Origin of the sequence: Lysinibacillus sp. NPDC096212 (genome assembly GCF_044763105.1) — a bacterium.
GTDB lineage: Bacteria > Bacillota > Bacilli > Bacillales_A > Planococcaceae > Lysinibacillus.
On the sequence record NZ_JBIWFQ010000007.1, the window covers coordinates 37,829 to 63,874 of the forward strand.

At 36.0% G+C, this 26,046-nt stretch carries 24 protein-coding genes and 1 pseudogene; 18 read left to right on the plus strand and 7 right to left on the minus strand.

What is annotated here, in order from left to right:
- Positions 1-1,001 precede the first annotated feature (1,001 nt).
- The 8 genes from yycF to rlmH all read left to right on the plus strand — a co-directional run bounded on the left by yycF (position 1,002) and on the right by rlmH (position 9,316).
- On the plus strand, positions 1,002-1,715 hold the full coding sequence (gene yycF / locus ACIQ7T_RS09100) for a response regulator YycF (RefSeq protein ID WP_049662630.1): 714 nt from the start codon (positions 1,002-1,004) through the stop codon (positions 1,713-1,715).
- Positions 1,716-1,721: 6 nt separating this feature from the next.
- Positions 1,722-3,587, plus strand: a complete 1,866-nt coding sequence (walK, locus tag ACIQ7T_RS09105) for a cell wall metabolism sensor histidine kinase WalK (RefSeq protein WP_370077909.1) — start codon at positions 1,722-1,724, stop codon at positions 3,585-3,587.
- Positions 3,584-4,903, plus strand: a complete 1,320-nt coding sequence (locus ACIQ7T_RS09110) for a YycH family regulatory protein (RefSeq protein WP_370077907.1) — start codon at positions 3,584-3,586, stop codon at positions 4,901-4,903. The genes walK and ACIQ7T_RS09110 overlap by 4 nt, the downstream gene beginning before the upstream one ends.
- Positions 4,890-5,717, plus strand: a complete 828-nt coding sequence (locus ACIQ7T_RS09115; RefSeq protein ID WP_370077905.1) for a two-component system regulatory protein YycI — start codon at positions 4,890-4,892, stop codon at positions 5,715-5,717. The genes ACIQ7T_RS09110 and ACIQ7T_RS09115 overlap by 14 nt, the downstream gene beginning before the upstream one ends.
- The gene (locus ACIQ7T_RS09120) at positions 5,717-6,505 is read left to right on the plus strand and encodes an MBL fold metallo-hydrolase (RefSeq protein ID WP_100542654.1); all 789 of its coding nucleotides are present in this window, start codon (positions 5,717-5,719) and stop codon (positions 6,503-6,505) included. Before ACIQ7T_RS09115 ends, ACIQ7T_RS09120 begins: the two co-directional genes overlap by 1 nt.
- Before the next feature lie 177 nt (positions 6,506-6,682).
- A complete protein-coding gene (locus ACIQ7T_RS09125) occupies positions 6,683-7,990 on the plus strand; it encodes a S1C family serine protease (protein WP_370077903.1) in 1,308 nt (435 codons plus the stop codon).
- Positions 7,991-8,581: 591 nt separating this feature from the next.
- Positions 8,582-8,746: a CxxH/CxxC protein gene (locus tag ACIQ7T_RS09130; RefSeq protein WP_049662644.1), complete on the plus strand. Its 165-nt coding sequence runs from the start codon at positions 8,582-8,584 to the stop codon at positions 8,744-8,746.
- A 90-nt stretch (positions 8,747-8,836) separates the two neighbouring features.
- Positions 8,837-9,316, plus strand: a complete 480-nt coding sequence (gene rlmH / locus ACIQ7T_RS09135; RefSeq protein ID WP_370077901.1) for a 23S rRNA (pseudouridine(1915)-N(3))-methyltransferase RlmH — start codon at positions 8,837-8,839, stop codon at positions 9,314-9,316.
- Between the two features lie 119 nt (positions 9,317-9,435).
- Here the strand turns inward: rlmH and ACIQ7T_RS09140 are convergent, their stop codons facing one another.
- Together ACIQ7T_RS09140 and ACIQ7T_RS09145 are read right to left on the minus strand one after the other, a co-directional pair.
- Positions 9,436-13,323 carry a S8 family serine peptidase gene (locus tag ACIQ7T_RS09140; protein ID WP_402869900.1) on the minus strand — a complete coding sequence of 1,296 codons (3,888 nt, stop codon included), beginning with the start codon at positions 13,321-13,323 and terminating at the stop codon, positions 9,436-9,438.
- Between the two features lie 346 nt (positions 13,324-13,669).
- Positions 13,670-14,992 carry an amidase gene (locus tag ACIQ7T_RS09145; RefSeq protein WP_402869901.1) on the minus strand — a complete coding sequence of 441 codons (1,323 nt, stop codon included), beginning with the start codon at positions 14,990-14,992 and terminating at the stop codon, positions 13,670-13,672.
- Positions 14,993-15,271: 279 nt separating this feature from the next.
- Here ACIQ7T_RS09145 and ACIQ7T_RS09150 point away from each other — a divergent pair, with 279 nt between their 5' ends.
- The 3 genes and pseudogenes from ACIQ7T_RS09150 to ACIQ7T_RS09160 all read left to right on the plus strand — a co-directional run.
- A complete protein-coding gene (locus tag ACIQ7T_RS09150; protein WP_370077895.1) occupies positions 15,272-16,003 on the plus strand; it encodes a response regulator transcription factor in 732 nt (243 codons plus the stop codon).
- A 301-nt stretch (positions 16,004-16,304) separates the two neighbouring features.
- A complete protein-coding gene (locus tag ACIQ7T_RS09155; protein WP_402869902.1) occupies positions 16,305-17,030 on the plus strand; it encodes a Fic family protein in 726 nt (241 codons plus the stop codon).
- 208 nt (positions 17,031-17,238) lie between these two features.
- Positions 17,239-17,358 (plus strand): annotated as a pseudogene (locus ACIQ7T_RS09160) (LysR family transcriptional regulator); the annotation flags it as partial.
- A 203-nt stretch (positions 17,359-17,561) separates the two neighbouring features.
- Here ACIQ7T_RS09160 and ACIQ7T_RS09165 read toward each other — a convergent pair.
- Both ACIQ7T_RS09165 and ACIQ7T_RS09170 read right to left on the minus strand, forming a co-directional pair.
- Complete coding sequence (locus ACIQ7T_RS09165; RefSeq protein ID WP_370077891.1) at positions 17,562-17,984, minus strand: exosporium protein C; 423 nt, start codon at positions 17,982-17,984, stop codon at positions 17,562-17,564.
- A gap of 308 nt (positions 17,985-18,292) precedes the next feature.
- On the minus strand, positions 18,293-18,610 hold the full coding sequence (locus tag ACIQ7T_RS09170) for a BRCT domain-containing protein (protein WP_370077889.1): 318 nt from the start codon (positions 18,608-18,610) through the stop codon (positions 18,293-18,295).
- A gap of 603 nt (positions 18,611-19,213) precedes the next feature.
- Between ACIQ7T_RS09170 and ACIQ7T_RS09175 the strand changes: the two genes are divergently transcribed.
- Positions 19,214-19,483, plus strand: coding sequence for a hypothetical protein (locus ACIQ7T_RS09175; protein WP_402869903.1), 270 nt, complete (start codon positions 19,214-19,216; stop codon positions 19,481-19,483).
- 254 nt (positions 19,484-19,737) lie between these two features.
- Here the strand turns inward: ACIQ7T_RS09175 and ACIQ7T_RS09180 are convergent, their stop codons facing one another.
- The gene (locus tag ACIQ7T_RS09180) at positions 19,738-20,229 is read right to left on the minus strand and encodes a hypothetical protein (protein WP_370077885.1); all 492 of its coding nucleotides are present in this window, start codon (positions 20,227-20,229) and stop codon (positions 19,738-19,740) included.
- Between the two features lie 270 nt (positions 20,230-20,499).
- On the opposite strand from ACIQ7T_RS09180, the gene ACIQ7T_RS09185 reads away from it, so the two are divergent.
- From ACIQ7T_RS09185 to ACIQ7T_RS09210, 6 genes are all read left to right on the plus strand, one after another.
- Positions 20,500-20,649 (plus strand): hypothetical protein, encoded by a 150-nt coding sequence (locus ACIQ7T_RS09185; RefSeq protein ID WP_370077883.1) that lies wholly within the window; start codon positions 20,500-20,502, stop codon positions 20,647-20,649.
- 202 nt (positions 20,650-20,851) lie between these two features.
- On the plus strand, positions 20,852-21,169 hold the full coding sequence (locus ACIQ7T_RS09190) for a hypothetical protein (RefSeq protein WP_402869904.1): 318 nt from the start codon (positions 20,852-20,854) through the stop codon (positions 21,167-21,169).
- Between the two features lie 6 nt (positions 21,170-21,175).
- Positions 21,176-21,571: a MerR family transcriptional regulator gene (locus tag ACIQ7T_RS09195; RefSeq protein ID WP_370077879.1), complete on the plus strand. Its 396-nt coding sequence runs from the start codon at positions 21,176-21,178 to the stop codon at positions 21,569-21,571.
- Positions 21,572-21,833: 262 nt separating this feature from the next.
- Positions 21,834-22,601 carry a nucleotidyltransferase domain-containing protein gene (locus ACIQ7T_RS09200; protein ID WP_370077877.1) on the plus strand — a complete coding sequence of 256 codons (768 nt, stop codon included), beginning with the start codon at positions 21,834-21,836 and terminating at the stop codon, positions 22,599-22,601.
- A gap of 468 nt (positions 22,602-23,069) precedes the next feature.
- Positions 23,070-24,551, plus strand: coding sequence for a malate:quinone oxidoreductase (locus ACIQ7T_RS09205; protein WP_370077875.1), 1,482 nt, complete (start codon positions 23,070-23,072; stop codon positions 24,549-24,551).
- A 224-nt stretch (positions 24,552-24,775) separates the two neighbouring features.
- The gene (locus ACIQ7T_RS09210; RefSeq protein ID WP_370077873.1) at positions 24,776-24,979 is read left to right on the plus strand and encodes a hypothetical protein; all 204 of its coding nucleotides are present in this window, start codon (positions 24,776-24,778) and stop codon (positions 24,977-24,979) included.
- Here the strand turns inward: ACIQ7T_RS09210 and ACIQ7T_RS09215 are convergent.
- Together ACIQ7T_RS09215 and ACIQ7T_RS09220 are read right to left on the minus strand one after the other, a co-directional pair.
- Complete coding sequence (locus tag ACIQ7T_RS09215; protein WP_402869905.1) at positions 24,976-25,257, minus strand: hypothetical protein; 282 nt, start codon at positions 25,255-25,257, stop codon at positions 24,976-24,978. The two genes, ACIQ7T_RS09210 and ACIQ7T_RS09215, sit on opposite strands and share 4 nt — an antisense overlap.
- The gene (locus ACIQ7T_RS09220) at positions 25,254-25,910 is read right to left on the minus strand and encodes a hypothetical protein (protein ID WP_370077869.1); all 657 of its coding nucleotides are present in this window, start codon (positions 25,908-25,910) and stop codon (positions 25,254-25,256) included. The genes ACIQ7T_RS09215 and ACIQ7T_RS09220 overlap by 4 nt, the downstream gene beginning before the upstream one ends.
- Positions 25,911-26,046 lie beyond the last annotated feature (136 nt).

Here is a 26,046-nt window from a genome sequence, read left to right on the forward strand (position 1 = left end):
GGTTTGTAAAACATTCAAATTAATCGCTCCATTCAACTAGTGTATCTTATTGCTATTTTATCAGAATATTTAAAAAGCAAAAAGGGGGTAAGTCTAAAATTATACTAAAAATAAATGGAATACTACCGCTGTATTTAAAGAACTTAACCAATCGCTTGGAGTAGAGGTTGAGCGGCTTAGGGTCTAGATACATCATGGAAAGCACTATACTGGAATAAAAATCCATTTTTAAAATATATTTATTAATAGTTATAAAAATAGGAATGATGTAACAATTAGTAGAGAATTAATACATTTACATTACAAAAAGATGAAAACAGTTAAACTGTATTTTCTTTATGGTACAGTATATTGGTGCAAAAATTATTTGTGGGTAATTAATACTGCTATAGAAAAGTTAGAAGGTGCTTTACGGACACCTATCATCAATAAAAGTGCAAGTTAGGACAAGTAAGTAGTAGGAAAAAGTTCTGTTATGGGAAATATAGGATCTGCTAGAAACCCAACAGGTATATATCTACACATCTACACTTTTGAAGTTAAGAAAAAGGGTTTGTTAGAAAACCCATTATCATATGTAGGGCGTTAATCAATTCGAATAGGAGGCAGTCCAAAATAGGGCTGTCTTTTTATATACCTTGTATATAAATCTATGTTATTTCCCGAGAAATATTTGTCGAAATGTAGTTTAAAATAATATCGTAAAGTGTCTTAGGATTTAGTATAATGCATAGAAGCTAAAAGCATGGTAGAGTTAGAGTAGTGACTTTAACTTCTTTCAGCAAAAGTCTCCCATCCTTTTAGGTGGTGAGTTAATGCGAGTTGAAGTTATTTTTCAGTGGATGTCCGCTGAAATAAGTTAAAGCCTCCGGCGGATGTCATGGATTCGGAAAGGAGTGCTTTGTGCAAGCACAAAGCCGAATCCAGACGCAATTATACCGAGGCATAATTGATAAATACAATCGTTTAAAAATAGATAAATAGCGAAAGGGAGAAAAAATATGGACAAGACCATTTTAGTTGTTGACGATGAAAAACCAATCGCAGATATTTTACAGTTTAATTTAATAAAAGAAGGCTACAAAGTTATTTGTGCTTATGATGGAGATGAAGCACTAGAGAAGGTTGAGGAAGAGCAACCAGATTTAATGCTTTTAGATATAATGTTACCTAAGCGTGATGGAATGGAAGTTTGTCGAGAAGTACGAAAAAAATATGATTTCCCTATCATTATGCTAACTGCAAAAGGGTCAGAGATTGATAAAGTATTAGGACTAGAAATGGGCGCAGATGATTATGTGACAAAGCCATTTAGTACACGTGAGCTTATTGCGCGTGTAAAGGCAAATATGCGTCGTTTACAGGTAGTAGCCCCTACTGCCGAAGAGGTTGAAGAAGAATCCAATGAAATTGTAGTAGGCTCTCTTGTTATTCAGCCAGATGCTTACTTAGTATTGAAACGTGATGAGGCAATTGAACTAACACACAGAGAGTTTGAACTATTACATTACTTAGGGAAGCATATCGGTCAAGTAATGACGCGTGAACATTTGCTACAAACCGTGTGGGGCTATGACTATTTCGGTGATGTACGAACAGTAGACGTAACAATTCGTCGTTTACGAGAAAAAATAGAGGACAATCCTAGTCATCCAGCATGGATTGTAACACGCCGTGGTGTAGGTTATTATCTACGAAATCCTGAACAGGAGTAAAAAGGAATGCAGAAAGTAAGCTTCTTTAAATCAATTCATGTCAAACTGGTATTAATTTACATTTTGTTGATACTTCTTGCTTTGCAAATAATAGGAATTTATTTTGCGCGTGAATTAGAGCAAAATTTAAAAGAAAATTTCCGACAATCTATTTTTCAACGTGTTGATTTGATGCAATATAGCATTCGTGAAGAAATGTTAAAAGAACGCGATGAGAGTATGCCATCTCTTGAAGAAGGCTTGGAAACGATTGTAATGGAGTTTTCCACGGGGCTGAAAGAAGTTTCTAATGGAGATATTTTAGAAATCCGTGTCATCGATAATAGACAGCGTATTCGTGCCACATCTGAGGTAGACAATCAAAGTTTGATAGGACAGCGTTCGAATAATGATCTCGTACGCCGTGCTATCTCTGCAGAAACATTATTTGAAAACATTAAACTTGATAATAAAACAAGAAATCGAGTGTGGGTGTTAGCTTCGCCAATTCGAGATGGTGTAGGTCCTGATGATGAAATCGTAGGGGTACTCTACATTGAAGCTAATATTGAATCTGTTTTTGAACAAGTGAATGACATTAACCGTATTTTCCTTGGTGGTACAGCAGTGTCCTTAGTGATTACTATCTTTTTAGGAATCTTAGTGGCACGAACAATTACACAGCCGATTTCAGATATGCGTAAGCAAGCACAGGCGATGGCAAAGGGGAACTATTCTCGAAAAGTACGGGTTTATGGTACAGATGAGATAGGGCAGCTGGCTATAACCTTTAATCATTTAACAAATCGCTTGCAGGAGGCGCAATCTACTACTGAGGCAGAGCGGCGAAAGCTCGATTCGGTCCTTAGTAATATGACGGATGGTGTTATTGCAACAGATCGAAAAGGACGCATCATTCTTATTAATGACCCCGCACTAGAGCTGCTGCATATTTCAAGAGATATTACATTAGGCCGTCCGATTGCATCTGTTTTAGGTATTGATCAAGAGTATAGTTTTGAGGATTTAATTCACATGAATGATGCGGTGAATTTAAATTTCAGTACAGCAGACGCACCGTATATTTTACGTGCGAATTTCTCTGTTATTCAAAAAGAAACGGGCTTTATTAATGGTCTAATTACCGTACTGCACGATATTACGGAACAGGAAAAAATAGAGATGGATCGCAGGGAATTTGTATCAAATGTGTCACATGAATTAAGGACACCATTAACGACGATGCGGAGTTATTTAGAGGCGTTAGCAGATGGTGCATGGAAAGATGAAAATATTGCTCCAACATTTTTGAATGTCACACAAACAGAGACAGAGCGTATGATCCGCTTAGTGAATGACTTATTGCAGTTATCACGAATGGATAGTTCAGATTATGAATTGAATCAAGACATTGTTCTATTTAATTCATTCTTTAACCGTATTATCGATCGTTTTGAAATGTCTAAGTCAGATAAAGTGATGTTTGAACGTTTATTCCCAGAGGCATCTTATTATGTAGAAATCGATACGGATAAGGTGACACAAGTTATCGATAATATCATTTCTAATGCTATTAAGTATTCACCCGATGGAGGTAATATTCGCTTTGGCTTTACAGCACAAGGAGATATGCTAAAGGTTATGATTTCCGATGATGGTATGGGAATTCCTAAGGAAAATGTAGGACGTATTTTTGAGCGTTTCTATCGAGTAGATCGGGCTCGAGCTCGTTCTATGGGAGGCACTGGTCTAGGGCTAGCTATTGCGAGGGAAATGATTGAAGCTCATGGCGGTAAAATATGGGCTGAAAGTGAAGAAGGGCATGGAACAACGGTTTTCTTCACTTTACCACTTAATTTAGATGATTTTGATGAGGCAGGTGAGTGGGAATGAAATATATAGAACCAGTTAAATCAGTTGTTCTATTCCTACTCGTTATGCTAAGTGTAGTTTTAACCTTTATGATTTGGACATACACGCCAGATTATAAAGTTATTGAACAGACTGAAGGAAAAGAAATTCTAATCGGACCACAAAAAAAAATGGATGATGTAATTCGTCCTTATAAAGCTATTTACCGTTTTGATAAGGAATTTACCGGAACAGTATCTAATGGTGCAATGATAGATATTATGGACGCATTTCGGGGATGGAATGTCCTAGATTTAACGCCCATTGACAATAATCTTAAGGCGGACTCTGTAAACGACATGATTCGTTCTAACAATTATATGACCGTCTTTTTTCCTGGTGAGATTCCTTACTCTGCCTTTAACACGATTTTTCAGTTCGCTGATAAGGATCTACCTGAAACAACCTTCAATCGTATGATTATAGATTGGGGCAATTATAATAACAAAGTGTTACAGGTATTTTTCATTAGTGGCAACAATGAATTATTGATGGGTTCACGTGTAAGTCTAGAAAATGCTAATCAATTTGTAAGAAATATTATTGAACCAGCGAAAACATACGGCACTTTTAAAGAAGTGGAGCGAGATGGCTTTACCTCACTATATATTGCAAATGATAAAATTGAATCTGCAAAATATACGTATTTAATCGAAGAGAAACCTGAATTATTTAAAAATGTGGTATTTACAAATCTAAACAATGTCGTGCGCACTGATGAAAGTGCAACTACTGAAAAATATCACGATGGAATGTCACGGATGGTGATTGATTCGAAAGTGAAATCATTAACCTATGTATATCCAGCTGCAGAAAGTAGTGTAAGAATAGAGCCTTCCAAGCTCTTTACGGATAGCTTTGAATTTATCAATGAACACGGCGGTTTTACAGATGATTATCGCTTAGCCTCAACAAGTACAAGCAATAATCAATTAGATTATCAGCTTTATTTACATGGACTACCGATTTATAGTGATCAGGCTATAAACCGAATTACAACCGTTTGGGGAGATAATCGTATTTTCCGCTACAAACGTCCATACTTTTCTTTTGAGAAAGATATTCCATCCGAAAAAGAGATGAAGGAACTTCCGTCAGGATCTGAAATCGTTGAAAAGATTAAAAAGCTAAATAACATTGCTTTATCAGATATAGATGATATTGTTGTGGGTTTCTATTTAACCTATGACCAAAGTACAATAGTGACATTAGAGCCATGCTGGTTTGTTATTCGTAACGGTATATCGACGAAACTGACGCCTGACATATTAGGGGGTGTCATAAATGGATTGGAATAGAACAAAATCTATTTTTATATTCGTTTTTTTAATCTTAAATATCTTCTTGTATTGGTTGTATTTAAATCGCTATAATGAAGCGCAGAGCGTTGAAATACTAGGTGAAAAAACAATAGAAGCCCGTTTAAAAGATGATAATATAACGTATGGACCACTGCCGAATAGTAATGAATCTGCTACTTACATTACAGGCAAAGTGCATAATTTTAAAAATATTGTTAACGATGACAATCAGCGAGTAAGTTTCACTGATGAGACACATGCACATATACGTGTTAATTTTATTAACCCTGTGAAATTACGAAATATTAGCGATGATACAAGCTTTACTGATTTTGTCCATACAAACGTTAAAGATGGAGATTCTTATGCACTATGGAAGGTAGATCATGAGGAAAGAGTCGCAGTCTTCTTCCAGAAGAAAAATAATCGAATGTTCTATTACAATGATAGTGCCGTATTAAAAGTACAGTGGAATTTAGATAACGAAGTGGTAATGTATGAGCAGACAATGATTGATAATATCGAAGAGATGGAGGAACAAGAAACGGTCATACCACCACTTCAAATTTTCCAGACACTTTATAATAAAGGGCTATTAAAATCAGAATCGCGTATTAAGCAAGTGAAGCTAGGTTACTCAACATTTAGTAATTTAACACAAACGCAAGTGTTGATACCAACATGGGAAGTACAAGTGGAATTACCGGACGGAGAAATAGATGAGTACTTCGTTGATGCTATTGATGGGAAAATTATTGAAATCCAAGGAGACAAGCAAAAGGCTGAAGAGGAAGACTGGGGAGTTGAATAATGCGATTTAGTGTTTTAGCAAGTGGTAGTACAGGAAATTCGATTTATGTAGAGAATGATGATCATGCATTTATTGTCGATGCGGGTCTTAGTGGCAAAAAGATGGAGCAACTATTTACAAAAGTCGACCGCAATATGAAACAGCTAAGTGGCATTTTTGTTACACATGAGCATAGTGATCATATTAAAGGAATAGGTGTATTGGCACGAAAATATAATGTACCTGTTTATGCTAACGCCAAAACGTGGCAGGCGATGGACGGGCTAGTCGGTGATATACCTTTAGAGCAACGTTTTGAATTTGAAATGGATACTGTAAAGCATTTTGGTTCATTGGCTGTTGAATCTTTTGCTGTATCCCATGATGCAGCAGATCCAATGTTTTATAGCTTTCATGAAGATGGGCGCAAGCTTGTTGTTATTACGGATACAGGTTATGTCAGTGACCGTATGAAAGGGATTATTCGTGGTGCTGATTCCTTTGTATTTGAAAGTAACCACGATGTGAATATGCTGCAAATGGGGCGTTATCCATGGTCTATAAAACGTCGTATTTTAAGTGATGTAGGGCACGTTTCAAATGAGGATGCAGCTATCGCAATGAGTGACGTAGTATTTGAAAAACCAACAAATATATATTTATCACATTTAAGTAAAGATAATAATATGAAAGAGCTTGCACGCATGAGTGTTACACAAACGTTGCAATCTTGCGGCATTATTGTCGGGGAGTATTTAAATTTACTTGATACAGATGCAGAAGAGCCGACGAAATTAGTAACCGTTTAATGATTAGTAAACAATAAAAAAGAAGATTTAATGAGGCTGTTCAATCACATTTTATAGAAAATGTATTGAACAGCCATTTTTATGTCCATTTTATTTATTTTTCATCTGATTTTAATGTTTGAATTGTAATATTAGGGTAACAACTAGCAAATACTAATAAGGGAAAGGATGAGGAAAATGGGCTATTTTCAAGATGATGATAAAAATAATGATTTATTAAAAAATGATGAAATACAGAAGTCACCTCTTCAGGAGCGACTCGAACAAGAGGAGCGAGAAACGCAAGAGAAACGTCATAAAAAGAAAGGCGGTGGCGGAGGTAAAGGTGGTTATTTATTTACCGGTTTTATCGGCGTCATCATTGGGGCTTTACTCGTTTGGCTCATGATGCCTGGACTTGTTAATCAAATGCCTGGTACAACAACAAGTAGCGCAGGTAATGGTAATAAAAATGAAACAACCATTAATCAAGTTGCAACAGAAGTGACAACTGATGTTACGAAAGCAGTTGATAAGGCTTCAGGGGCCGTTGTAGGGATTACAAATATTCAAGAAGTGAAAAGTGGAGGATTCTGGAACCCGACAACCACGTCAGAAGAGGCTGCAGGGAGTGGTTCAGGTGTTATTTACAAAGTTCAAGGCGATAAAGCATTTATCGTGACAAATAACCATGTTATTGAAGGTGCAAAGCAGTTAGAAGTAACAATGCCAGATGGTTCGAAAGAAGTGGCACAATTAGTTGGTCGCGATGTTTGGACAGACTTAGCAGTCATTTCAATCAGCTCTAAAGATGTTAAGACAGTAGCGACATTTGGTAACTCTGATGTATTAAAACAAGGTGAAACAGTAATTGCGATTGGTAACCCACTGGGCTTAGAATTCTATGGTTCTGTTACTACAGGTGTTGTTTCTGGTAAGGATCGTTCTGTACCAGTTGACATAAACAATGATGGCACTATAGATTGGCAACAAGAAGTATTACAAACAGACGCAGCAATCAATCCTGGTAATAGTGGTGGTGCACTTGTAAACATTGCTGGTGAATTAGTCGGCATTAACTCCATGAAAATTGCACAATCCTCTGTTGAGGGTTTAGGCTTCTCCATTCCGATTAACTCAGCAATTCCTATTATCGAGGAATTAGAGAAAAATGGTGAAATGAAACGTCCAACAATGGGTATTAAAATATTAGCAGACTTAACGGATATTCCGTCATTCTATCAACAAAATTTAAAATTGCCAAATGATGTTACAAAAGGTGTTGTTATTGATAATGTTGTGCCTAACTCTCCAGCTGCAAAAGCAGGCATTCAACAATACGATGTAATAGTTGAAATGGATGGCGAAAAAATCGAAACATCAATCGATTTGCGCAAGCATTTATATATTAACAAAAAAATTGGTGATAAATTGACGATGAAAGTATACCGCCAAGGTAAATTAGTGGATCTATCACTAACATTAACAAATAGCGATTCATTGTAAATTAGAAATCAGTGGAGATTATAAGATCTCCACTGATTTTTTTTTGTGAATTTAAAGATATTATTTATCATCAAAAGTTGATACTAATATTTGTTATCATGTATGCCATTTTTATAAGTTGATTGGAGTGGAGGCTGGGTGACTCCTTGGGGATCAGCAATAGAGGAACGAAGGCTAAAGCCATCACGTCCTGTGATAACGCCTTCGTGACCAACCTAGGTGCTGTCGCTTCGTTGCACTACGCTTTCGCGCAAAAAACATCTGTTGGCCCGAGGCCCTGGAGCGAGCATCGCGAGTGAAGCAGCTCATAGGACGCCCGTAGGAAAGCACCCATCCGGAACGGGAAATCAACCCCACATTATTAATGATGCGTTAAAAATATTCGAAGGCATCGAATGAATTATTAAGGATGATTTAGAAAATATTGTGGATAACTAGAAAATTGTGAATAATAACATATACACTGCGAGTGGCGGTAGAAAGCCTATTCTTCCATACTCGCCTGACCTTTGTTACAATAGATTGTGGATAACATAGACTGAATTGTGAATAAGTTTGTGGAAATTTCGGAAAATAAGAAGAGGTGCAAAAATGGAAAAATACAGCTGTGAAAACCATATAGAACACGCTTTAGACATGTTTGTGGCTGAGCAAAAAGAGTTCCCAATTATGGATAAAATCGAAGAGGATAAAAAGTTATCCACAAAATGTAGCTACTGTGAACGACCTGCAGAATATCTTGTATCAAGTAAATAACTTTACACAAGATATAGGAATCACTTGTGGATATGTTGATAACTTTTGTGGATAATTTGTTTGTAAATGAAATGTAAAGGTGGATAACGTGTGAATATAACGATTGTATCAGTCGGAAAACTAAAAGAAAAGTACTTAAAAATGGGAATAGATGAATACGTAAAACGTCTCGGTGGCTACGCAAAAATGGATTTAATTGAAGTACCAGATGAAAAAGCACCCGAGCAGCTAAGCGAAGCAGAGATGGAAATTGTAAAGAAAAAAGAGGGTGAACGTATTCTATCTAAAATCAGCCCAGATACATACGTTATCGCCCTAGCCATTAACGGCAAAATGAAAACCTCTGAACAAATGTCGGCAGATCTCGAATCCCTCATGACCTACGGCAAAAGTAAAATCGCGTTCGTCATTGGCGGCTCCCTTGGTTTACATGATGATGTGTTGAAACGTGCTGATGAACAACAATCCTTTGGAAAAATGACATTACCGCATCAGCTAATGAAGCTTGTTTTGGTGGAGCAGATTTATAGAAGTTTTAGGATTATGAAGGGAGAACCGTATCATAAGTAAGTGCGGTTTTATTATGCATCTAGTAGGAGATAATCTTTTTAAAGGGATTGCTTTATAATAAATACCAAAAAGAGAAATTGCGCTGTGCAATTTCTCTTTTTGCTTGAACTGAAATTAAATTATAACTCGGTAATTTCATTATGACCGTTGCCGTTGCCATTGCCATTGCCATTGCCATTGCCATTGCCGTTGCCATTGCCATTGCCATTACCATTGCCATTACCATTACCATTACCATTACCATTACCATTACCATTACCATTACCATTGCCATTGCCATTGCCATTGCCATTGCCATTGCCATTGCCATTGCCATTGCCGTTGCCATTACCATTGCCATTGCCGTTGCCATTGCCATTGCCATTGCCGTTGCCGTTGCCATTGCCATTGTCATTCCCTGGCTTTACAACCAACACATCAAATGTTAGTGTATGCTCACCATACGTTACCGTAATCGTCGTTTTACCTTGACCTTTTCCTTTTACAGCCCCTGCTTTTACAGTAGCTATTTTATCATTCGCTACTTCGTAGGTTGCAAGCTTTGTAACATCTTTTTCTGTTGTTTTACCATCAAAAGTAGTTACTTCAGTAATCTTAACTGTAACTTCTTTACCTATTCTAGTTTCAACCTGAGCTTGGTCAATTTCTAGTGTTACTATTGGTTCTTTTACAACAGATGCTTTAACTGTCACATTTACAGTAACTTTATTATCACCGTATGAAATAGTAATTGTAGTCGTGCCCTCACCTACTGCAGTTACTAAGCCATCTACTATTGTTGCAATATTTTCATCTCCAACAACATAAGTAGCTTTTGAAGTTACGTCTTCCTCTGTTGCCTCACCTACTGCAGGCGTTGACGTTTCTGTTACCGTAAGTTGTGCAGTTTCTCCAGCTGTTAGGTCTAGCTTAGTTGGATTTACAGAAAGTGCTACTACTGGTTCTACTACTTCTTTTTCATATATCAATGCTTCACCAACATTCCCGGCAGCGTCATTAATTATTACTGATACAGCATTAGTTTCTGCTGTTACTGGGAATGTGAAGCTACCGTCTTGATTTAATTTAAAAGCAACTGGCGCTTGTACTTCGCCATTTACCGTCGAAATATAGGAAGCTTTTAATTTATCATTTAAATTGTAATTTAAACCGTATAAATATAACTCTTCATTGTAGTCGATATACTTATCTGTTACCTGTCCTGTAGCGACACCTTTAGCTACTGAACCAGTAATTTCTGGTTTAGTCGTTTTCACGAAAATTGGTCCAACATAACCGGAAACTACTCCTGATGCTGCAAGACCGGTGAAGTCAATTGTATACAGGCCATCTGGAATCGTTGTGGCAGGTTCTGATCCCCATGGTTTGTACTGCCCACCAACATTCAGCGTATAAGAGCCTTTTCCTAGCGCAGTACCTGCATGTAGATAACCAATGTAGCCGTCTCCGTATTCGCCACCTTCAGGATTCATAATATCCCAAAGCTCGATATAGTTAGTTGTTACATCTCCAGTTAATGTGAATGAAAGTACAGCTGAGTCTTTCACTCCATCTCCGTTAAAGGATAGGTCTGTTTCTGTAATCTTAAAATCTTTAAGTTCAGTTACTGCTGCGCCACCAAAGTCAGCTGCAAATGGCAATGAGATTTCTGTATCTCCACCGCTGATGTAAATATACCCTAGTATTTCAGAGCCTTTTGGTGCCGTAGCTTGTGAAGCAGTTAATGTAATATTTAAAACTTGCTCACCAACTAGATTAAATGTCGGCTGATCTACTGTAACAGTTGCATCACCAAATGTTTTTGTCACATCAATTGATACGTTATAATTGCCGCCGTTCCCTTTAATATCTTTTACTAAAACTTGTTTCGTTACAGAAATATCCCGGTCTTTAAGTGATTGTGGACCGAAAGTAACTGTACCTTTCAAGTTTTCTGTAACTGCACCAGTTCCATCTAAAATTGCGCTATCAAGTGCATAGGCAAGAATTTCCGGATGAACTGCTGCATAAGCATTTACACGCCCTGCCCCCTGAGAAAACACATCGTATGTTGTTTTATCTAAAACCTTTGCGGTGTTAGAAAGCGCCACTTTTACATCGAACGTGTTCCAATCAGGGTTTGCTTGTTTAATTAATGCAGCAATACCTGTAATATGTGGTGTTGCCATAGAAGTTCCTGTTTTACGATCATATGCTTCCCCATAATCTGCATCAGGGAAATCTTTTTTATACATTGGAATCGTTGACATAATGTTTGTTCCAGGTGCACTTACATCTGGTTTAATATCAAAGTTTGGTGTAGATGGTCCACGTGAACTTGAAGAGTTTACATCATCTCCTAGTGTCTTTGTGGAAGCAAATTTACTAAAGCTTACTTTTCCGATTCCGCCTGCTAATGCAGCGCGAATTGCATCGCCATCTGTTTGGGACATATCAAATGTTGGCAGAAAATCAAATGAATCACCAAGGAATGTGCCTGAAATGTTCGGTGCATTCGTTCCACCAGCAAAGTTATGAATAATTGTTGCGACTGCTCCATTTGCCTTTGCATTCGCAATTTTATCAACGAATGCGATACTGCCACGAGAAATCAATGCCACTTTACCTTTTACATCAATTCCTTCAAAGTCTTTTATTTCCCCGTTTCCAGGAACAGCAACTAGGTCAAATTCTCCTTGAAGCTGTGTTGCTAAATTTTTCGCAAAAGTGGTTCCCATTAATGGAAGCTGTTTTGTTAAGTTGTAGTTGCCAACTGTAACATTCACTTCCCCGTTATACATTGTTTCAGGATTTGATGTGTTACCAACAGCAATTCCTAAACGAGCGGTTGCAGGCGTGCCCATTGTTCCGCGATTTGGACCATCGTTCCCTGTTGCAATTACTCCGATTGTTCCAGCCATCATTGCATTATTAATAGCAAATGAACCAGCATCCGTTTCAGAGTTAGCTCCCCCGCCAAGTGAAAGGTTGATAACGTCCATTTTTTCTATTACAGCAGTTTCAATTGCTTTAACAATACCAGATGTAGCTCCACTTCCGTACGCCCCAAGAACACGGTAAGCATAAAGGTCTACTTTTGGAGCTATTCCTTTAATACCGAATTCGTTAGCTCCGATTGCTGCAATTATTCCAGCAACATGTGTACCGTGAGAAGTATAGAACGAGCTTCCCTTTTCATTAAATTCAGGTGTCCCCACTGGACGCTCCGAGGGCAATGTTTCCGATGCATCGTTATCTGCCCGAGGCTTCGTGTAAGTTGCTGAATATGGAATGAAGTTTTTCCCACCCTTGTAAACCCCAGCAAACTCAGGGTGATCTGCATCAATACCAGTATCTAATACTGCTACTTTTATTCCTTGTCCTTCAATTCCTTCCTTCCAAAGCTGTTCGATGCCAAGGAAAGAATTACTTGTATTCATTTGAGCTTCTAATTGATCTTCCTTAATAAGTTCCGATGATTTCATCTTATTATCTTCTGATGCATAAACAATTGCATCAGGTTCGATTAATGTAATTCCTTCTACTGTAAGCAGTTTCGGGAGATCACTTGCTTTCATAGTTGCCGCAAAACCGTTTAAAACAGTATCAAATGTGTATCCTTGAGTCATCTGAACTTTTTTAGTAGCTAACTCTTTTTTAACTTTTGCTTGTTGTGCTTTTACATTTGAACGAACTTCATTTGCTCGGGCATTAGAGAATTTTTGGCCTTTGACTTGGCTCATTCCTTGCTCTAGTGCCACAGGCTTTTCAGATAAATGAATGATGACTGCAACATCTTGATTGCCTGATACATTTTGTAAGCTTTCGTGTAGAGTTGGACCATCTTTAGACAAGCTTAGCTGTTCAGCGATAGCAGCCTTTAGTTGAATTATACTTTCACTTTGACTATCCTGCTTGAATGGTTTCGATTCTTCAGCACTAGCACTCGACAATGGAACCAATAGAGAAAGCACCATAACGAAAGTTAGAATACTACTTAAGAACTTCGTAAACTTAAACTTTTTCAAATCTCATTTCCCCCTCTGCTTTTAGTTGTCACACTTTGCGATTTAGTGTGATATTTCCAATTTATCACAAGGGGACCAATCCGAATATCCTAATATTTAAATATTCTGAATTATTGATAATTAGTATCAGATTATCAAAGATAGATTAAATCTATCTTCCTAGTAATTTAATAAAAAAGTAGAACTTTCAAATGAGAAATGACTACAGTAATTCATTATTTTTTTCAATTAATCCTATCAAGGCAACAGTTGTAGGCATAGTCGGTGGTGTAGTTGCTTATAGAAAATTCATGTCCGTAAACTAGCAAAAAAGAAGGTACAAGAAAAAATCTTGTACCTTCTTTTTTTATGTTGTCGCGATTTCCGCAATTTCTGCACCTACATGTACGGGTGGTTTACGATCTTTCCATGGAGCAGATTCTTCTAATTGTTTCCCAAGCTGTAGAAGGGTTAACTCATCTGCGAAGCGTCCTGTAAATTGTAGCCCGATAGGTAAGCCAGACGCACTCATCGCAAGTGGCAACGATAACGATGGTTGACCTGTTGCGTTAAACAAATTGGTAAACGGCGCGTATGTGAATAGTTGCTCTGTCCATTCAATCGCCGAGATGTTTGGATTATCCGCATTTAGCTCACCAATTTTCGCTGGTAATGTGCCGATTGTTGGACTTAAAAGCACATCATAATCTGCAAAGAATGTCGCTACTTGACGTGATACAAGTGCATTCGTATTAATGGCTTCTAAAAGTGCGCTAGCTTTTAAGTCTTTGCCATATTCATAGCATTGCCAAATGGCTGCTTCGATATTATCGCGTGAAGGTGTTTTACCTGTTAATTCCGCTGCCCCCACAATCATTTTATAAATATTCGCTGTCCAAATATCTACCGTTGCACGTGAAAATGGTGCTTGGTCGTAAACTGGTCGAGCTTCGACTACTTCATGCCCTAATTCTTCTAATAATTTTACGGCCTTATGTACGGCCTCGATACATTCCGGATCAACGAATGCACCAGAATTTGTTTCTGTTGTCCAGGCGATCTTCAGTGGAAGTACCTTTTGCTGAATGGCTTTACTGTACGGCATTTTTGGACTTTGAATAATCGAGTAGCATCCTAAGTCTGGTCCAGCTACTTGGTCCAGTAATGTAGCGGTATCACGAATGGTTTTTGTCAACGCAAATTCAATGGCTAGTCCATTTAATGCCTCACTATTATAAGGCCCCATTGGCACGCGACCACGTGAAGGCTTTAAGCCAACGACACCACTGCATGATGCAGGAATTCGAATGGATCCGCCTCCATCATTACCATGTGCGATTGGGACGATACCACTTGCGACAGAAGCACCTGCACCGCCACTTGAACCACCAGGGCTATGGTTTAGATTCCATGGGTTACGTGTTGGACCATAAATGACAGCTTCCGTTGCTGCATTATAGCCGAACTCTGGTGTTGTGGTAGTACCGCTTAACACAAAACCAGCGTTTTTAAAACGTTTCATTAATTCACTATCGACAGACATTACAGCATTTTCTGCAACACGACTGCCCATACTATGTGGCACACCTTCTGCATGGAGTACAACTTCTTTAATTAAAAATGGGACACCTGCAAATGGTTGATTATCATTTAAAGTTGAAATTTCTTTTTCAGCTTGTTCCTCTAACACGCTAACAACGGCATTAATCGAAGGGTTAACCTTATCAATACCCTTGTAGCGCTAATTTTGTAAGTTCTTGTGGTGTCACTTGCTTTGTTTTTACTAACTCCGCTAATCCAAGACCGTCATATGAAGCATATTCTTGTAATTCCATCTGATCACCTCATTATAGTTTTGACTTACAAATTCATTTTAAATTGAGATGAAAAGAATTGATATTACCCGAAAGGATAATTTGTTTTTAACGAGAATATATGGATTTAAAATAGGGAATTGGGGGGATTGATATTGTGTGAGCAAAAAGAGGTGAAGTATTTATTAGAAGCAACGTTTAAGATTTCGAATATGAATATGCAACAAACAAGTGAAGACTTTAAATTGAATATGTTGCAAGTATTGAGTGAATGTTTTCAATATGAGCATACGGTATTTTGGGAAGTTACGGATGGGGAGTTAAATGAACAGCCTATCTGTTTCAATGTAGAAACAGATACGGTACAAAATTATCTACATGAATATAAATATTATGATCCTTTACACCCAGTGAATATGCGAAACCAACCCGATATTCAATTAATGCAACGAAATGAAGTAATATCGATGAAGAAAAAGCGGTATTATGTTGAACGCTTTTTACAATTAAATGATTTTATAGATGAAATGGTTATGTATCTGTACAATCAGCAAAAGCCAACAGCGGCTATTGGCTTTTTGCGAAAAAAAGGGGAAACACCATTTACAGAGCAGGATAGTCAAAAGCTATTGTATGTAAAACGGACAATTGAAAATGTATATTTATTACATCAATATGTTCAGCCAGACGAGTCATTGCAAACTACACAACGTGAAAAAGAGTTGTTAATGTATTTATGTAAAGGATTTAAAAATGCAGAAATCGCCAATTATTTATATGTCAGCGAAAATACAGTAAAGAAGCATTTGCAAAATTTGTATCGAAAATTTCAAGTAACTTCCCGAACGCAGCTTGCATTAAAATACACAGAAAGCTTTCGAGCATAAAAATAAGATGTTGCCAATCGATAAAAACCAAGTGCTATTTTAACCCGAACAATCCACCACTTTATTTAGCAGATTTTTCGCATCCTATGTTAGAAAAATTTAAAATGATTATTTATAGCCCTATCCTGATATACTATCGAATTACACGAAAGATTGTTCAGCCCGTTCAATTTATTTATCTCCTTTAACGTCATTTAACCGACCGTTTACTTAAAAGAAGTGAAACTGTAAATAGGGTTTAAACTATAATAAATTTAACGTTTCAAGTAAGATTTAATTAACAAGAAAAGGTGGTGAGCTTGTGTTTGAAAGAATAGATGAAAAGAAGGCGGCATTGGATGCTAAGCGACCATTACCGAAATATACGGTGCAAAGTTTGCGTGAAAAGTTGTTTTTAGAATGGACGTATAACTCGAATGCAATCGAGGGTAATACGCTAACGATAAACGAAACTAAGGTAGTGCTTGAGGGAATTACTGTCGGAGGCAAAACGATGCGAGAGCATTTAGAAGTAATTAACCATCGAGATGCAATATCGTATGTTGAGGATATTGTGCGAAAAGAAGAGCCATTTTCAGAGTGGCAAATAAAAAATTTACATCGATTAGTGTTAAAGAGAATTGATGATGAGTATGCGGGCGTGTACCGAAATCAGCAAGTATTTATTTCGGGGGCAGTCCATACACCACCAGAGGCGATTAAGATTCAAGAACAGATGGATCAATTAATGAAATGGTATGAAGGGGATGCGCAAAGTTTACATCCAATAGAACGTGGTGCGATGCTGCATGCGATTTTTGTCGGTATCCATCCATTTATTGATGGTAACGGTCGAACTTCTAGATTGTTGTTAAACCTAGAGTTAATGAAATCAGGATATCCGCCAATTATTATTAAAGTAGAAAACCGACTAGCTTATTATAATGCTTTAGATAAAGCACATACGACTAAAGATTATCGTGATTTTATTGAACTAGTAGCTACGGAAGTAGAATCTTCATTAAACCTATATCTAAGCGCAGTATAAAAATAGAGCACTTTCATTTTATAGAGTAGACGATGTTATACAAAAAAACACGGAAATAAGAAAGGAGTCTTTCTAAAAAGTATGTACTTATTAGACAGATGGATCTTTATGCTGGATATGACTTGAAATCCAGCCGACGATGAGAGCGAGTAAAAGGTAAATGAGTAAAAACAATCCTTGTGCGGCTAAGTTTGACCAGCCCCCAAGGGAACCAGCTTGTCAACGAACTATTGGGTTAACCTGGTCCGAAAAACGCTACTTTACACCAATTGCTAAGCAGTTTCGCCAATTTGTTGTAGAATACTTTTTAACAATTTCTCAAAATTGATGAAATGACCTCTAATATAAAAGAAAAAATAAGCTGTATAGAAAGTTTGATTTTTAATAACTTCTATACAGCTTATTTTTTTAAATCTTTATATAAAACATGCATCTCATTCATCGATCAACACGCTAAAAAAATGATCGTGTATGCCACAAACTTGTACTGGGCATAAACATAATCAAGATGCATGGTAAGAGCTATTATCGTTAACTTTTTATTGCTAAGCCACTAAAAGAAATCGGTCCAACAATATTTGCTTGTGTGTTAGGTGTAATGTTCTCAACAAAAACCTGATAGAAGCTAGTGCCAGCTGGTAAGTTGGAATCAATAGCTTGGAATGTAAAGATATAGTTTTGTTCTGAACCAGCTGATTCTGCGCCATTTTGAGTATTATAGATTTCTTTCCCGTTACGGAAGATTCTAAATACAAGTTGAGAAATATTTGTAACTCCCGTCACACCAACGCTTGCAAGTAGCTCAACGTTATTATTTCTTGAAGCGGTGCCTGGGATGTTTATTTGAATCGAAGCTAAAAGAACTCTAAATGGAGCCTGTGGAATTGGAAAAGCAGTTTCTGGGTTAAACGTACTTAGAGGTTCAGTTGCTTGGTAATCAAGAACTTGCGCCATTTTATCACCTCCTTTTGCTAGGATACTATAAGATATGTTCTATATTAGAGCTCCGATTGTGTAGTAAACTAAGCCGTGCTATTTTTTTAAACTTTGTTTAGTTAATCCGTTTTAGCCCTACTGAAATATGTTGTGTGTAAGCTCTCAAATTAAACTCATGTAGATTTATTAGGGAGAAGTTTTTCATAAGTTTGAGGAATAAAATATGTGAAAAGGTATGTGAACATAGTTGTTTTGCATACCTTTTTAGATGAGATGAATTTATATTTGAGGCAAATCTTCTTTGAAAGATGTGGTAGATATTCTTTTTACATTGAAATGAGCCAAATAAAATCATCCTCAATAATAATCTGAATGTCTAGACCAAGGCTAATCAATTTCTCAGCTTTTAATTGTTTCGTACTTATACCGCGACGTTTGTCCCCAAGAATAAGGAAATCTGTATCTTGCGTAACTGCCCCTTGCATAATCCCTCCATAAGCTCGTACTTTTTTCGCAGCTTCTGAACGTGTCATAGTGGAAAGGGCACCAGTAAAGACGATTTGTTTATTATAAAACGGATGCATCAAGCATTCGGATGGGTCAGAAAGTAAGATGACTTCTGTGTTGTCCTTATTGTTGTTCATGTTTACTCTCCTTAATTGAAATGAAAGATTTTTACCTGAATTCTAGGTGAGATTGATTGATAGGATGTAGGTAACAAAGGAATGTCTCTCTACATTTAAACTATTCATGAAGAATAGTATCATATAGATCCGTTCTTCATGAATATTTGTACCAATAGATAAAAAAGGTATGTGAATTTAAATTGATTTCGCACACTTTTTTTCCAAAAGAAGGATTTTATAAATATTGCCCGTACTAAGGAATAGAGAGAGAAAAAAAGTTCTTGTCCAAAAAGCTAGCCTATTAGCAAAGGAAAAATAAGGGCAAAAGGATAGAAAGCAATCATACTGCCAATAAAAAGATGGCTAAAGAAAATTTGTAGTCGATACGCTTTAGAGGAAATGTACTTGAAGGACCGTATCGAGTGCGATTAATTCTAGAAAGTGAAGTAAAAAGCTTTGCTAAAGGAAACCGATCATTTTAGACGGTCTCCTTTTTCTTAAACTTGTTCTTCACTCATTAATGCATAGATATTCACTAACTTTTCCGTACATATTTTCTGCACATTTTCCAATACTATATCTAGATTATTTATCAAATTTGCACGAAGGGAAGAGGCAAAATTGGCTAAGCACTCAGATATGAGCTGGAAACAGGATCATCCAAGCACTTTGTTTGGGAACTCTGTCCAAAAGGCAGAGCGTTTGTTGAAGCATGCAAAGTCACATCCGGAGGAGATAGCGCTTGAGCATGCTTTCAATCAAATCGAACATGCAGAAAATGCATTCATGAATGCAAAGCAATTTGGTGAGCATTTGGATACAGTCCAACAAAATAAAGAATACTTAGAGCAAATTAAGCAGCAATTACACGAAATGCAAGGCAAACAGTAGATAGAAGAAATAAAAATAATGCTTTAAGCGGTTTAAGCCCTATAATCTAAAGGACTTAAGCCGCTTATTTTTATTCATTTTGTTTGCTTGTATATAATGCGCTGTTGGTCTTTATGTGAAATGTTGTACAGATGAGGAAACATAATGTTTTGAGTAACAGAATGTAATCCGTCGATTTGAAAAAGTATAGTTAGTAGAGAGCGTAACGCGGAAGATCGAACTCTTTCCTGGGAAATATTTTCTTTTGTTTTTAGTTAACACCAAACAATTATTGTATATGGTGTAGTTTGTGCAGGAATACTTCTTGTAGTAGGACCATAAATAACAATTAAGTTTCGATTTGCGGGGCTTTTTGAAAAAGGTTGCCCATTTTTGAGCAAGATAAGTGTATAAGCAGAAAGATTTAGTTGTAATTGGCCATCACTACTCACTAATTGGTTATTAAAAAAGTCGACTTTGACATTTTGAAAGCTATTTTCCTTTACGACAACGAGGGCTCGATATTGAGGTGGATATATCAAAGGAACAGGTGCATTCCCATCATAATATCCAGTAATCTGATCACCGATTGTTACAATTTCTTGGTTTACAAAATAAGTAGAAGGTGAGACGACAAAATTAACGATGCCCTGAGTACTATCTTCTACCGTCATAAGTTTATAACAACCTTCCTTTTCTCCGTTTTGCCCGATCGGAAAATCATCAATCTGTGTAACGACCCCACGAAATGATTTAAAGTTTACCATTGCTATTCCTTTCTTTATAAAATCTAAATCGATCATTGGTGAGACAAAAGCTTTGATTATTGTTTACCCAAAGGAACTGATTTGAATTCAATTACTAAAAGAAAACCAATTTTATAATATAGTACAGCGTCATTTTAATTTATGTAACATCTCTAATTTGGGTGACAGATAATGATTTTATTTATCAAAGGTTAGGTTTCTATATGACATGAATCAATATATACTTAATTTACAAACTATAATGTTCTTTTTTCAAAGGAGGGGAGCCTATTGAAGTGGATTTCTAAAAATAAGAAACCCCTTTTACTATTCATCATTATTATTATTGTCATTGCTGGGATACTCGATATCAAATATGAAGGATTGTTCTTTCAACTATTACCAGAGTCTATTCAAAACCGTTTAGCTGACATTTTCTAGGACACAGAGGCTAGCTATAAAACTCTTTTATTCATAGTTGGAATTGGCTTTATAACTTCATTAGCAACAGCAGTATATTTCTTGTACTAACGATAGGTAGTAGATCCAGAAGATTGATTGTGGCTCTTTTGATTAAAATCTGTTGACATGGAGTTAACTCCATCTTTTAAAGTGAAAGTATTAAAAGAATGGGGTGATGTAAATGGATATTATTGTTTATGTATTGATAGGGGTATACGCATTATTAACAGGGATTGCAGGCTTGTATCAATGGAAAGAGCACGGATATCAAATACGAACATTCTTATTTGTAGTTTTATCTATAGGTATTCTTTTAACGATATTTATACCAAACAAAGCTCTGGTACTGGTGTTGCTAATCCTTGAATTTGTATTGTTACATGTATTCGCAGTTGCGGAAGGGCTATTGACAAATAAACAACTAAGATATAGTCACCATATCGTTCGCTTCATATTCCATTGTATACTGCTATTATTGGTTTATAAATTTATAGTGTAGTAGGTGATGATCATAAAAATTGGTGAATTTGCTACATGTACGGATCTTAGTAAAGATACGATTCGTTATTACGAAAAAATGGGTCTATTACATCCGGAAATAAAAAACAAACATCGTGAGTATAACGAGGAACATATTGAAATCATTAGTGCAATTCTTAAACTAAAGCAATGTGGTTTTTCACTTCAAGAAATTAAAATGCTTTTTGAATGGTCGCAAAATACTGATGAAAATGATGAATTGACAGAAGCGGAAATTCAGAACGTTCAACAGCTGAAAATATTATTTCAAAATAAGTATAAGCAAATGCTTCAAAGAGAAAATGAGATTAAACAAATAAAGCAAGTCTTACTACGTGCTGATCATAAAATAGAGCAACTACTAGAAAAAAATAAAGGTTAGATGGGTGTTCTAATTAGAATAACGGCATCATTTTAAAAACAATTGAGATAATCATCTAATTGAACAAAAGATCCTGAAAACGACGGATATATTTCTTTATAACTAAAGGGAACATCAATAAAAAAGATAATGTTTTTTATAATTTAACACAGCTAATAATGCTGTGTTTTTTTCATTTACAAAGTTAAAGGTTTTTTTTGATAAATATTGAATATATGAGATATTCCAAAGCTCAATTTTTAAGAAAGGTGATGATAGTTTTATGGAAGAATGGCAAATGGCACTTGAAGAGTTTTTAAAAGATTGGAAGAACCGAAATGATGTTGTAGGGGCACTCGTATGTGGGAGCTATATAACGGGAGATCCTTCAAAGCTTTCTGATATAGATGTACATATTATTTTATCTGAAGATGTTGATTGGCGAGAGAGAGGGAATAGAATTGTTAAAGGTTTTCTTATAGAATATTTCGCTAATCCACCAAAACAAATTCGCAAATACTTTCAAGAAGATTTTCAAATCCATAGAACAATGTCCATGGTTCAATTCATTACAGGAAAGATTCTATTTGATAACACGGGAATACTTAATGAGTTAAAAATCGAAGCGGAACATTGGATAAACAATGACTATGATGAACTAAATAAAACAGTTTTAGAAATAAAAAAATATACACTATGGGATTCACTAGATAATTTAAAGGATTGTTTTGAACAACAAAGAGTGGATTTCCCTTTTGTGTATTTTAACTCATTAGCTAATTTATTTTCTGAGTACTGTCAGTTCTTAAAGTTAGAAAGCATTCCATACTATCAAGTACATTCTTATCTTATAGAGCCAGCATTTATTAAAAAATATCTAAAAAATGTTTTTCCTGATTCGATATTTAAAGAAATGTTTTTAAAAGCATTACTTGAAACGGACAAACAAAAGATGATGGAGGCATATGAAGAGGTAGTAAACCATGTATTTAATCAGATGGGTGGTTTCAAAATAGATGGTTGGAAAATAAAAAGCCCTGTCGAAAAATAGGATGAGATTCGGTTTTTTGGTTAGAATAAAAGAAATAAGTTTACGCTAGAAAGTATTAAGAAAATTCGGTGTGTTTTTATATGTAGTGGAGCTGGTGCAAAAACAAGACTGGTTCCATATTTTTATGTTATTATATAGATATAATATTAAAAAAATCCTCATTATTATATGAAAATGCTAGCCAATTTTAGGTCAATTATTCCATAAAACTTAAATAAAGGTTAGGTTTCTTTGTGGTGGAATAGGAGGTTTTTCTCTTGATTTATTAAGGGAAAGGCTCGAAAAATGCACATAACTCTCATATAGATAGTTGATATTTTAATCTTTATGTAATTATGATACACTGCAATAAGGTAATAATTGATACAGAAAAGGTGTACTCCTAGGTTACTCCTAGGCTTACTGAGACATCTAAGCAGGAGAGCTTTACATCCTTTCTGCAAATCTTAATATATAAGGAAGGTAAAAATGAGTAACAGACAAATTAAATCAGATGTTATCTTAATTGGTGCCGGAATCATGAGTGCTACTTTGGGAACAATGCTCAAAGAATTAGCGCCAGATTGGAAAATTACAGTGTTTGAGCAGCTCGATAAAGCTGGTGAAGAAAGTTCTCACGAATTAAATAATGCGGGAACTGGGCATGCGGCACTTTGTGAGCTTAACTACACTTCAGAGAAAAAAGATGGATCAATCGATATTAGCAAAGCGATTAAAGTTAATGAGCAGTTCCAACTTTCAAAACAGTTTTGGTCTTATCTTGTGAACAACCAACTGATCAGTAATCCACAAGACTTTATTATGCCTTTACCTCATATGAGTTTAGTACAAGGTGCAGACAATGTAGAGTTTCTAAAAAAACGTCATGAAACGATGACAAAAAATCCTTTATTCCAAGGTATGGAATTTTCTGATAACCCAGAAAAACTAAAGGAATGGATTCCTCTTATTATGCAAGATCGTCCAGCAGATGAAGCTATCGCTGCGACAAAAATTGACACTGGTACAGACGTTAACTTTGGTGCATTAACACGTATGTTATTCGACCACTTAAAAACTCAAGACGTTGATATCAACTACAATCATAGTGTTGAAAGCATGAAACGTACTAGCGATGGTTCATGGGAAGTACGAGTGCACGACAAAAATGGCTGTAAAATGGAATACCATACAGCAAAATTTGTCTTCCTTGGAGCTGGTGGAGGAAGCCTAGAATTACTACAAAAATCAGGTATTCCTGAAGGAAAACATATTGGTGGATTCCCAATCAGTGGATTATTCTTAGTATGTAAAAACCAAGAAGTTGCTGAACAACATCATGCGAAAGTATACGGAAAAGCTAAAGTTGGTGCTCCACCAATGTCTGTTCCGCATCTTGATACACGCTATATTGATAACAAAAAATCTTTATTATTTGGACCGTTCGCAGGTTTCTCACCTAAGTTCTTAAAAACAGGTTCAAATATGGATTTATTTGCTTCTGTAAAACCGCATAATATTACAACGTTATTAGCGGCAGGGGTTAAAGAGATGGGATTAACAAAATATTTAATCCAACAACTTATGTTATCTAAAGAACAACGTATGGAAGAGCTACGTGATTTCATCCCGAATGCTAAGAGCGATGATTGGGATATTATTGTAGCTGGTCAACGTGTACAAGTTATTAAAGATACTGAAGCTGGTGGTAAAGGAACGCTTCAATTTGGTACGGAAGTTGTAAGTGCTTCTGATGGCTCAATTGCTGCATTACTTGGAGCTTCTCCTGGTGCTTCTACTGCCGTTCACGTTATGCTTGAGGTAATCAATAAATGCTTCCCTCAACATGTTAACGAGTGGGAGTCAAAACTTAAAGAAATGATCCCATCATACGGCAAATCATTAGTAGAAAATCCAGAGCTTCTTAAAGAAATTAACGAAACAACAGACGAAGCGCTTCGTTTAAAATAAAATTAGATGTAGAAACAAAGGATTTAAGCGTTTGTTTCTACAAAATAAAATAGAACCTTCATTCTAATTTTGGATGGAAGGTTCTATTTTTTTATTTCACAAATGGAGTTGCAGTGGGAATTTTCATCCATATTAACTAATATATTAAAATAGGCATTAATTAATGACAAATACACGAGGATTGAATGAAAATAGTTGAATGGACAGCATGATGAGAAATACTAATGAAGTATATCCGCGAATATTCGACTCTTAATGAAGAACAACAACAAGCAATTGTTGAAGAGATAGCAATTGAGGAATTTGAAAAGTTTGAGGGAGCTCCATTTTTGGGAGATGAATTAGACCCTCGCGTACAATTAATGATTATTAAACAAATAAGAAACACACCTTTTATTATCAAACAAAAGGTGTGTTTCTTATTTTAAAATTTAAGCTTGGAAAAACAAAATTGGATAGAGTGTTTGATATACATTGAACAAAAGAACAGCAACAAAGAAACCAAGAGTGCTAGAGAAATGCTGAAAGCGATCGGAAGCTCAACACCGTTCCAAATGCTCATTTGTATTTGTTCCAAGCCGAATGTTCGCAAAATGCCGGCTACTATTGATAGTAATGCGCTTAAGACTAGCCCTGCATAGAGGATAGATAATACGAGAAGGGCTAATGAGCAAAAAAAGCCTTGAATGATTTTTATGAATGTCATTCCTTTTCCCTCCGTATAATTTGCTGCACCTTGGCGTTTTTAGCAATCGAATAGCTTTTTGTATAATAAAGTGTTTGTATATGACAATTATCGCCTACTGCTACAATATCTCCATCAACGATTTCTGCATCTGTATAGGAAAGATGTATTTGTTCACCTTTAATATATTTACAATTCAGCTTTTTCTTTAGAAAAGATATAGATAACGTGTCTTTTTCTACATGTATCACATCTGCAATAAGCTTTCCAATCTCATTTCCACCAGACATTTTTAATTGAAAATGTTTAGCCTCTATTTCATTCGCTTGAACAAGACCGATTGCATGAAACTGTTCTGCTTGTAAGTTTTGTTCAATGGTCAACTTCCCAGAACTATTCAATTTTGTTACTCGCCCATTGCGCATATTTAAGCTCCCGGCATTTTTAATCTCATTAATTTCACAAAAATCTTTTATAGAGCATGATCCTGTACTATTTAAAATCTGCGCTTCAACGTGGGAATGAAAAGAACTATGACCATGAGTAGAGATTTTTTTTACGCGTACCTCTTGATGTAAAGTAACGAATCCACGGATATTTAATTGCTCACAATCCGCTGCTAAATCTGTAATATTGCCATTAGTAAGGGTTACTGTACGTAGTTTTTGAATCACGGATAATCACCTCATGTTAATTTAATTAATATATATTTTAATAATTAAAATATATATTAATTAAAGTATATGTCACTTTGTTTTGTCAAGAACAAAAAATTTGCCATGAGCTTTTTATGTATTTTCTGGGCAATAA

What these genes read in the sequence shown, in the direction of transcription:
- yycF (WP_049662630.1), top strand. Translation starts at nt 1,002, where the DNA reads ATGGACAAGACCATTTTAGTTGTTGACGATGAAAAACCAATCGCAGAT.
- walK (WP_370077909.1), top strand. Translation starts at nt 1,722, where the DNA reads ATGCAGAAAGTAAGCTTCTTTAAATCAATTCATGTCAAACTGGTATTA.
- ACIQ7T_RS09110 (WP_370077907.1), top strand. Translation starts at nt 3,584, where the DNA reads ATGAAATATATAGAACCAGTTAAATCAGTTGTTCTATTCCTACTCGTT.
- ACIQ7T_RS09115 (WP_370077905.1), top strand. Translation starts at nt 4,890, where the DNA reads ATGGATTGGAATAGAACAAAATCTATTTTTATATTCGTTTTTTTAATC.
- ACIQ7T_RS09120 (WP_100542654.1), top strand. Translation starts at nt 5,717, where the DNA reads ATGCGATTTAGTGTTTTAGCAAGTGGTAGTACAGGAAATTCGATTTAT.
- ACIQ7T_RS09125 (WP_370077903.1), top strand. Translation starts at nt 6,683, where the DNA reads ATGGGCTATTTTCAAGATGATGATAAAAATAATGATTTATTAAAAAAT.
- ACIQ7T_RS09130 (WP_049662644.1), top strand. Translation starts at nt 8,582, where the DNA reads ATGGAAAAATACAGCTGTGAAAACCATATAGAACACGCTTTAGACATG.
- ACIQ7T_RS09165 (WP_370077891.1), bottom strand. Translation starts at nt 17,984, where the DNA reads ATGGCGCAAGTTCTTGATTACCAAGCAACTGAACCTCTAAGTACGTTT.
- ACIQ7T_RS09170 (WP_370077889.1), bottom strand. Translation starts at nt 18,610, where the DNA reads ATGAACAACAATAAGGACAACACAGAAGTCATCTTACTTTCTGACCCA.
- ACIQ7T_RS09180 (WP_370077885.1), bottom strand. Translation starts at nt 20,229, where the DNA reads ATGGTAAACTTTAAATCATTTCGTGGGGTCGTTACACAGATTGATGAT.
- ACIQ7T_RS09190 (WP_402869904.1), top strand. Translation starts at nt 20,852, where the DNA reads ATGGATATTATTGTTTATGTATTGATAGGGGTATACGCATTATTAACA.
- ACIQ7T_RS09195 (WP_370077879.1), top strand. Translation starts at nt 21,176, where the DNA reads ATGATCATAAAAATTGGTGAATTTGCTACATGTACGGATCTTAGTAAA.
- ACIQ7T_RS09200 (WP_370077877.1), top strand. Translation starts at nt 21,834, where the DNA reads ATGGAAGAATGGCAAATGGCACTTGAAGAGTTTTTAAAAGATTGGAAG.
- ACIQ7T_RS09205 (WP_370077875.1), top strand. Translation starts at nt 23,070, where the DNA reads ATGAGTAACAGACAAATTAAATCAGATGTTATCTTAATTGGTGCCGGA.
- ACIQ7T_RS09210 (WP_370077873.1), top strand. Translation starts at nt 24,776, where the DNA reads ATGAAGTATATCCGCGAATATTCGACTCTTAATGAAGAACAACAACAA.
- ACIQ7T_RS09215 (WP_402869905.1), bottom strand. Translation starts at nt 25,257, where the DNA reads ATGACATTCATAAAAATCATTCAAGGCTTTTTTTGCTCATTAGCCCTT.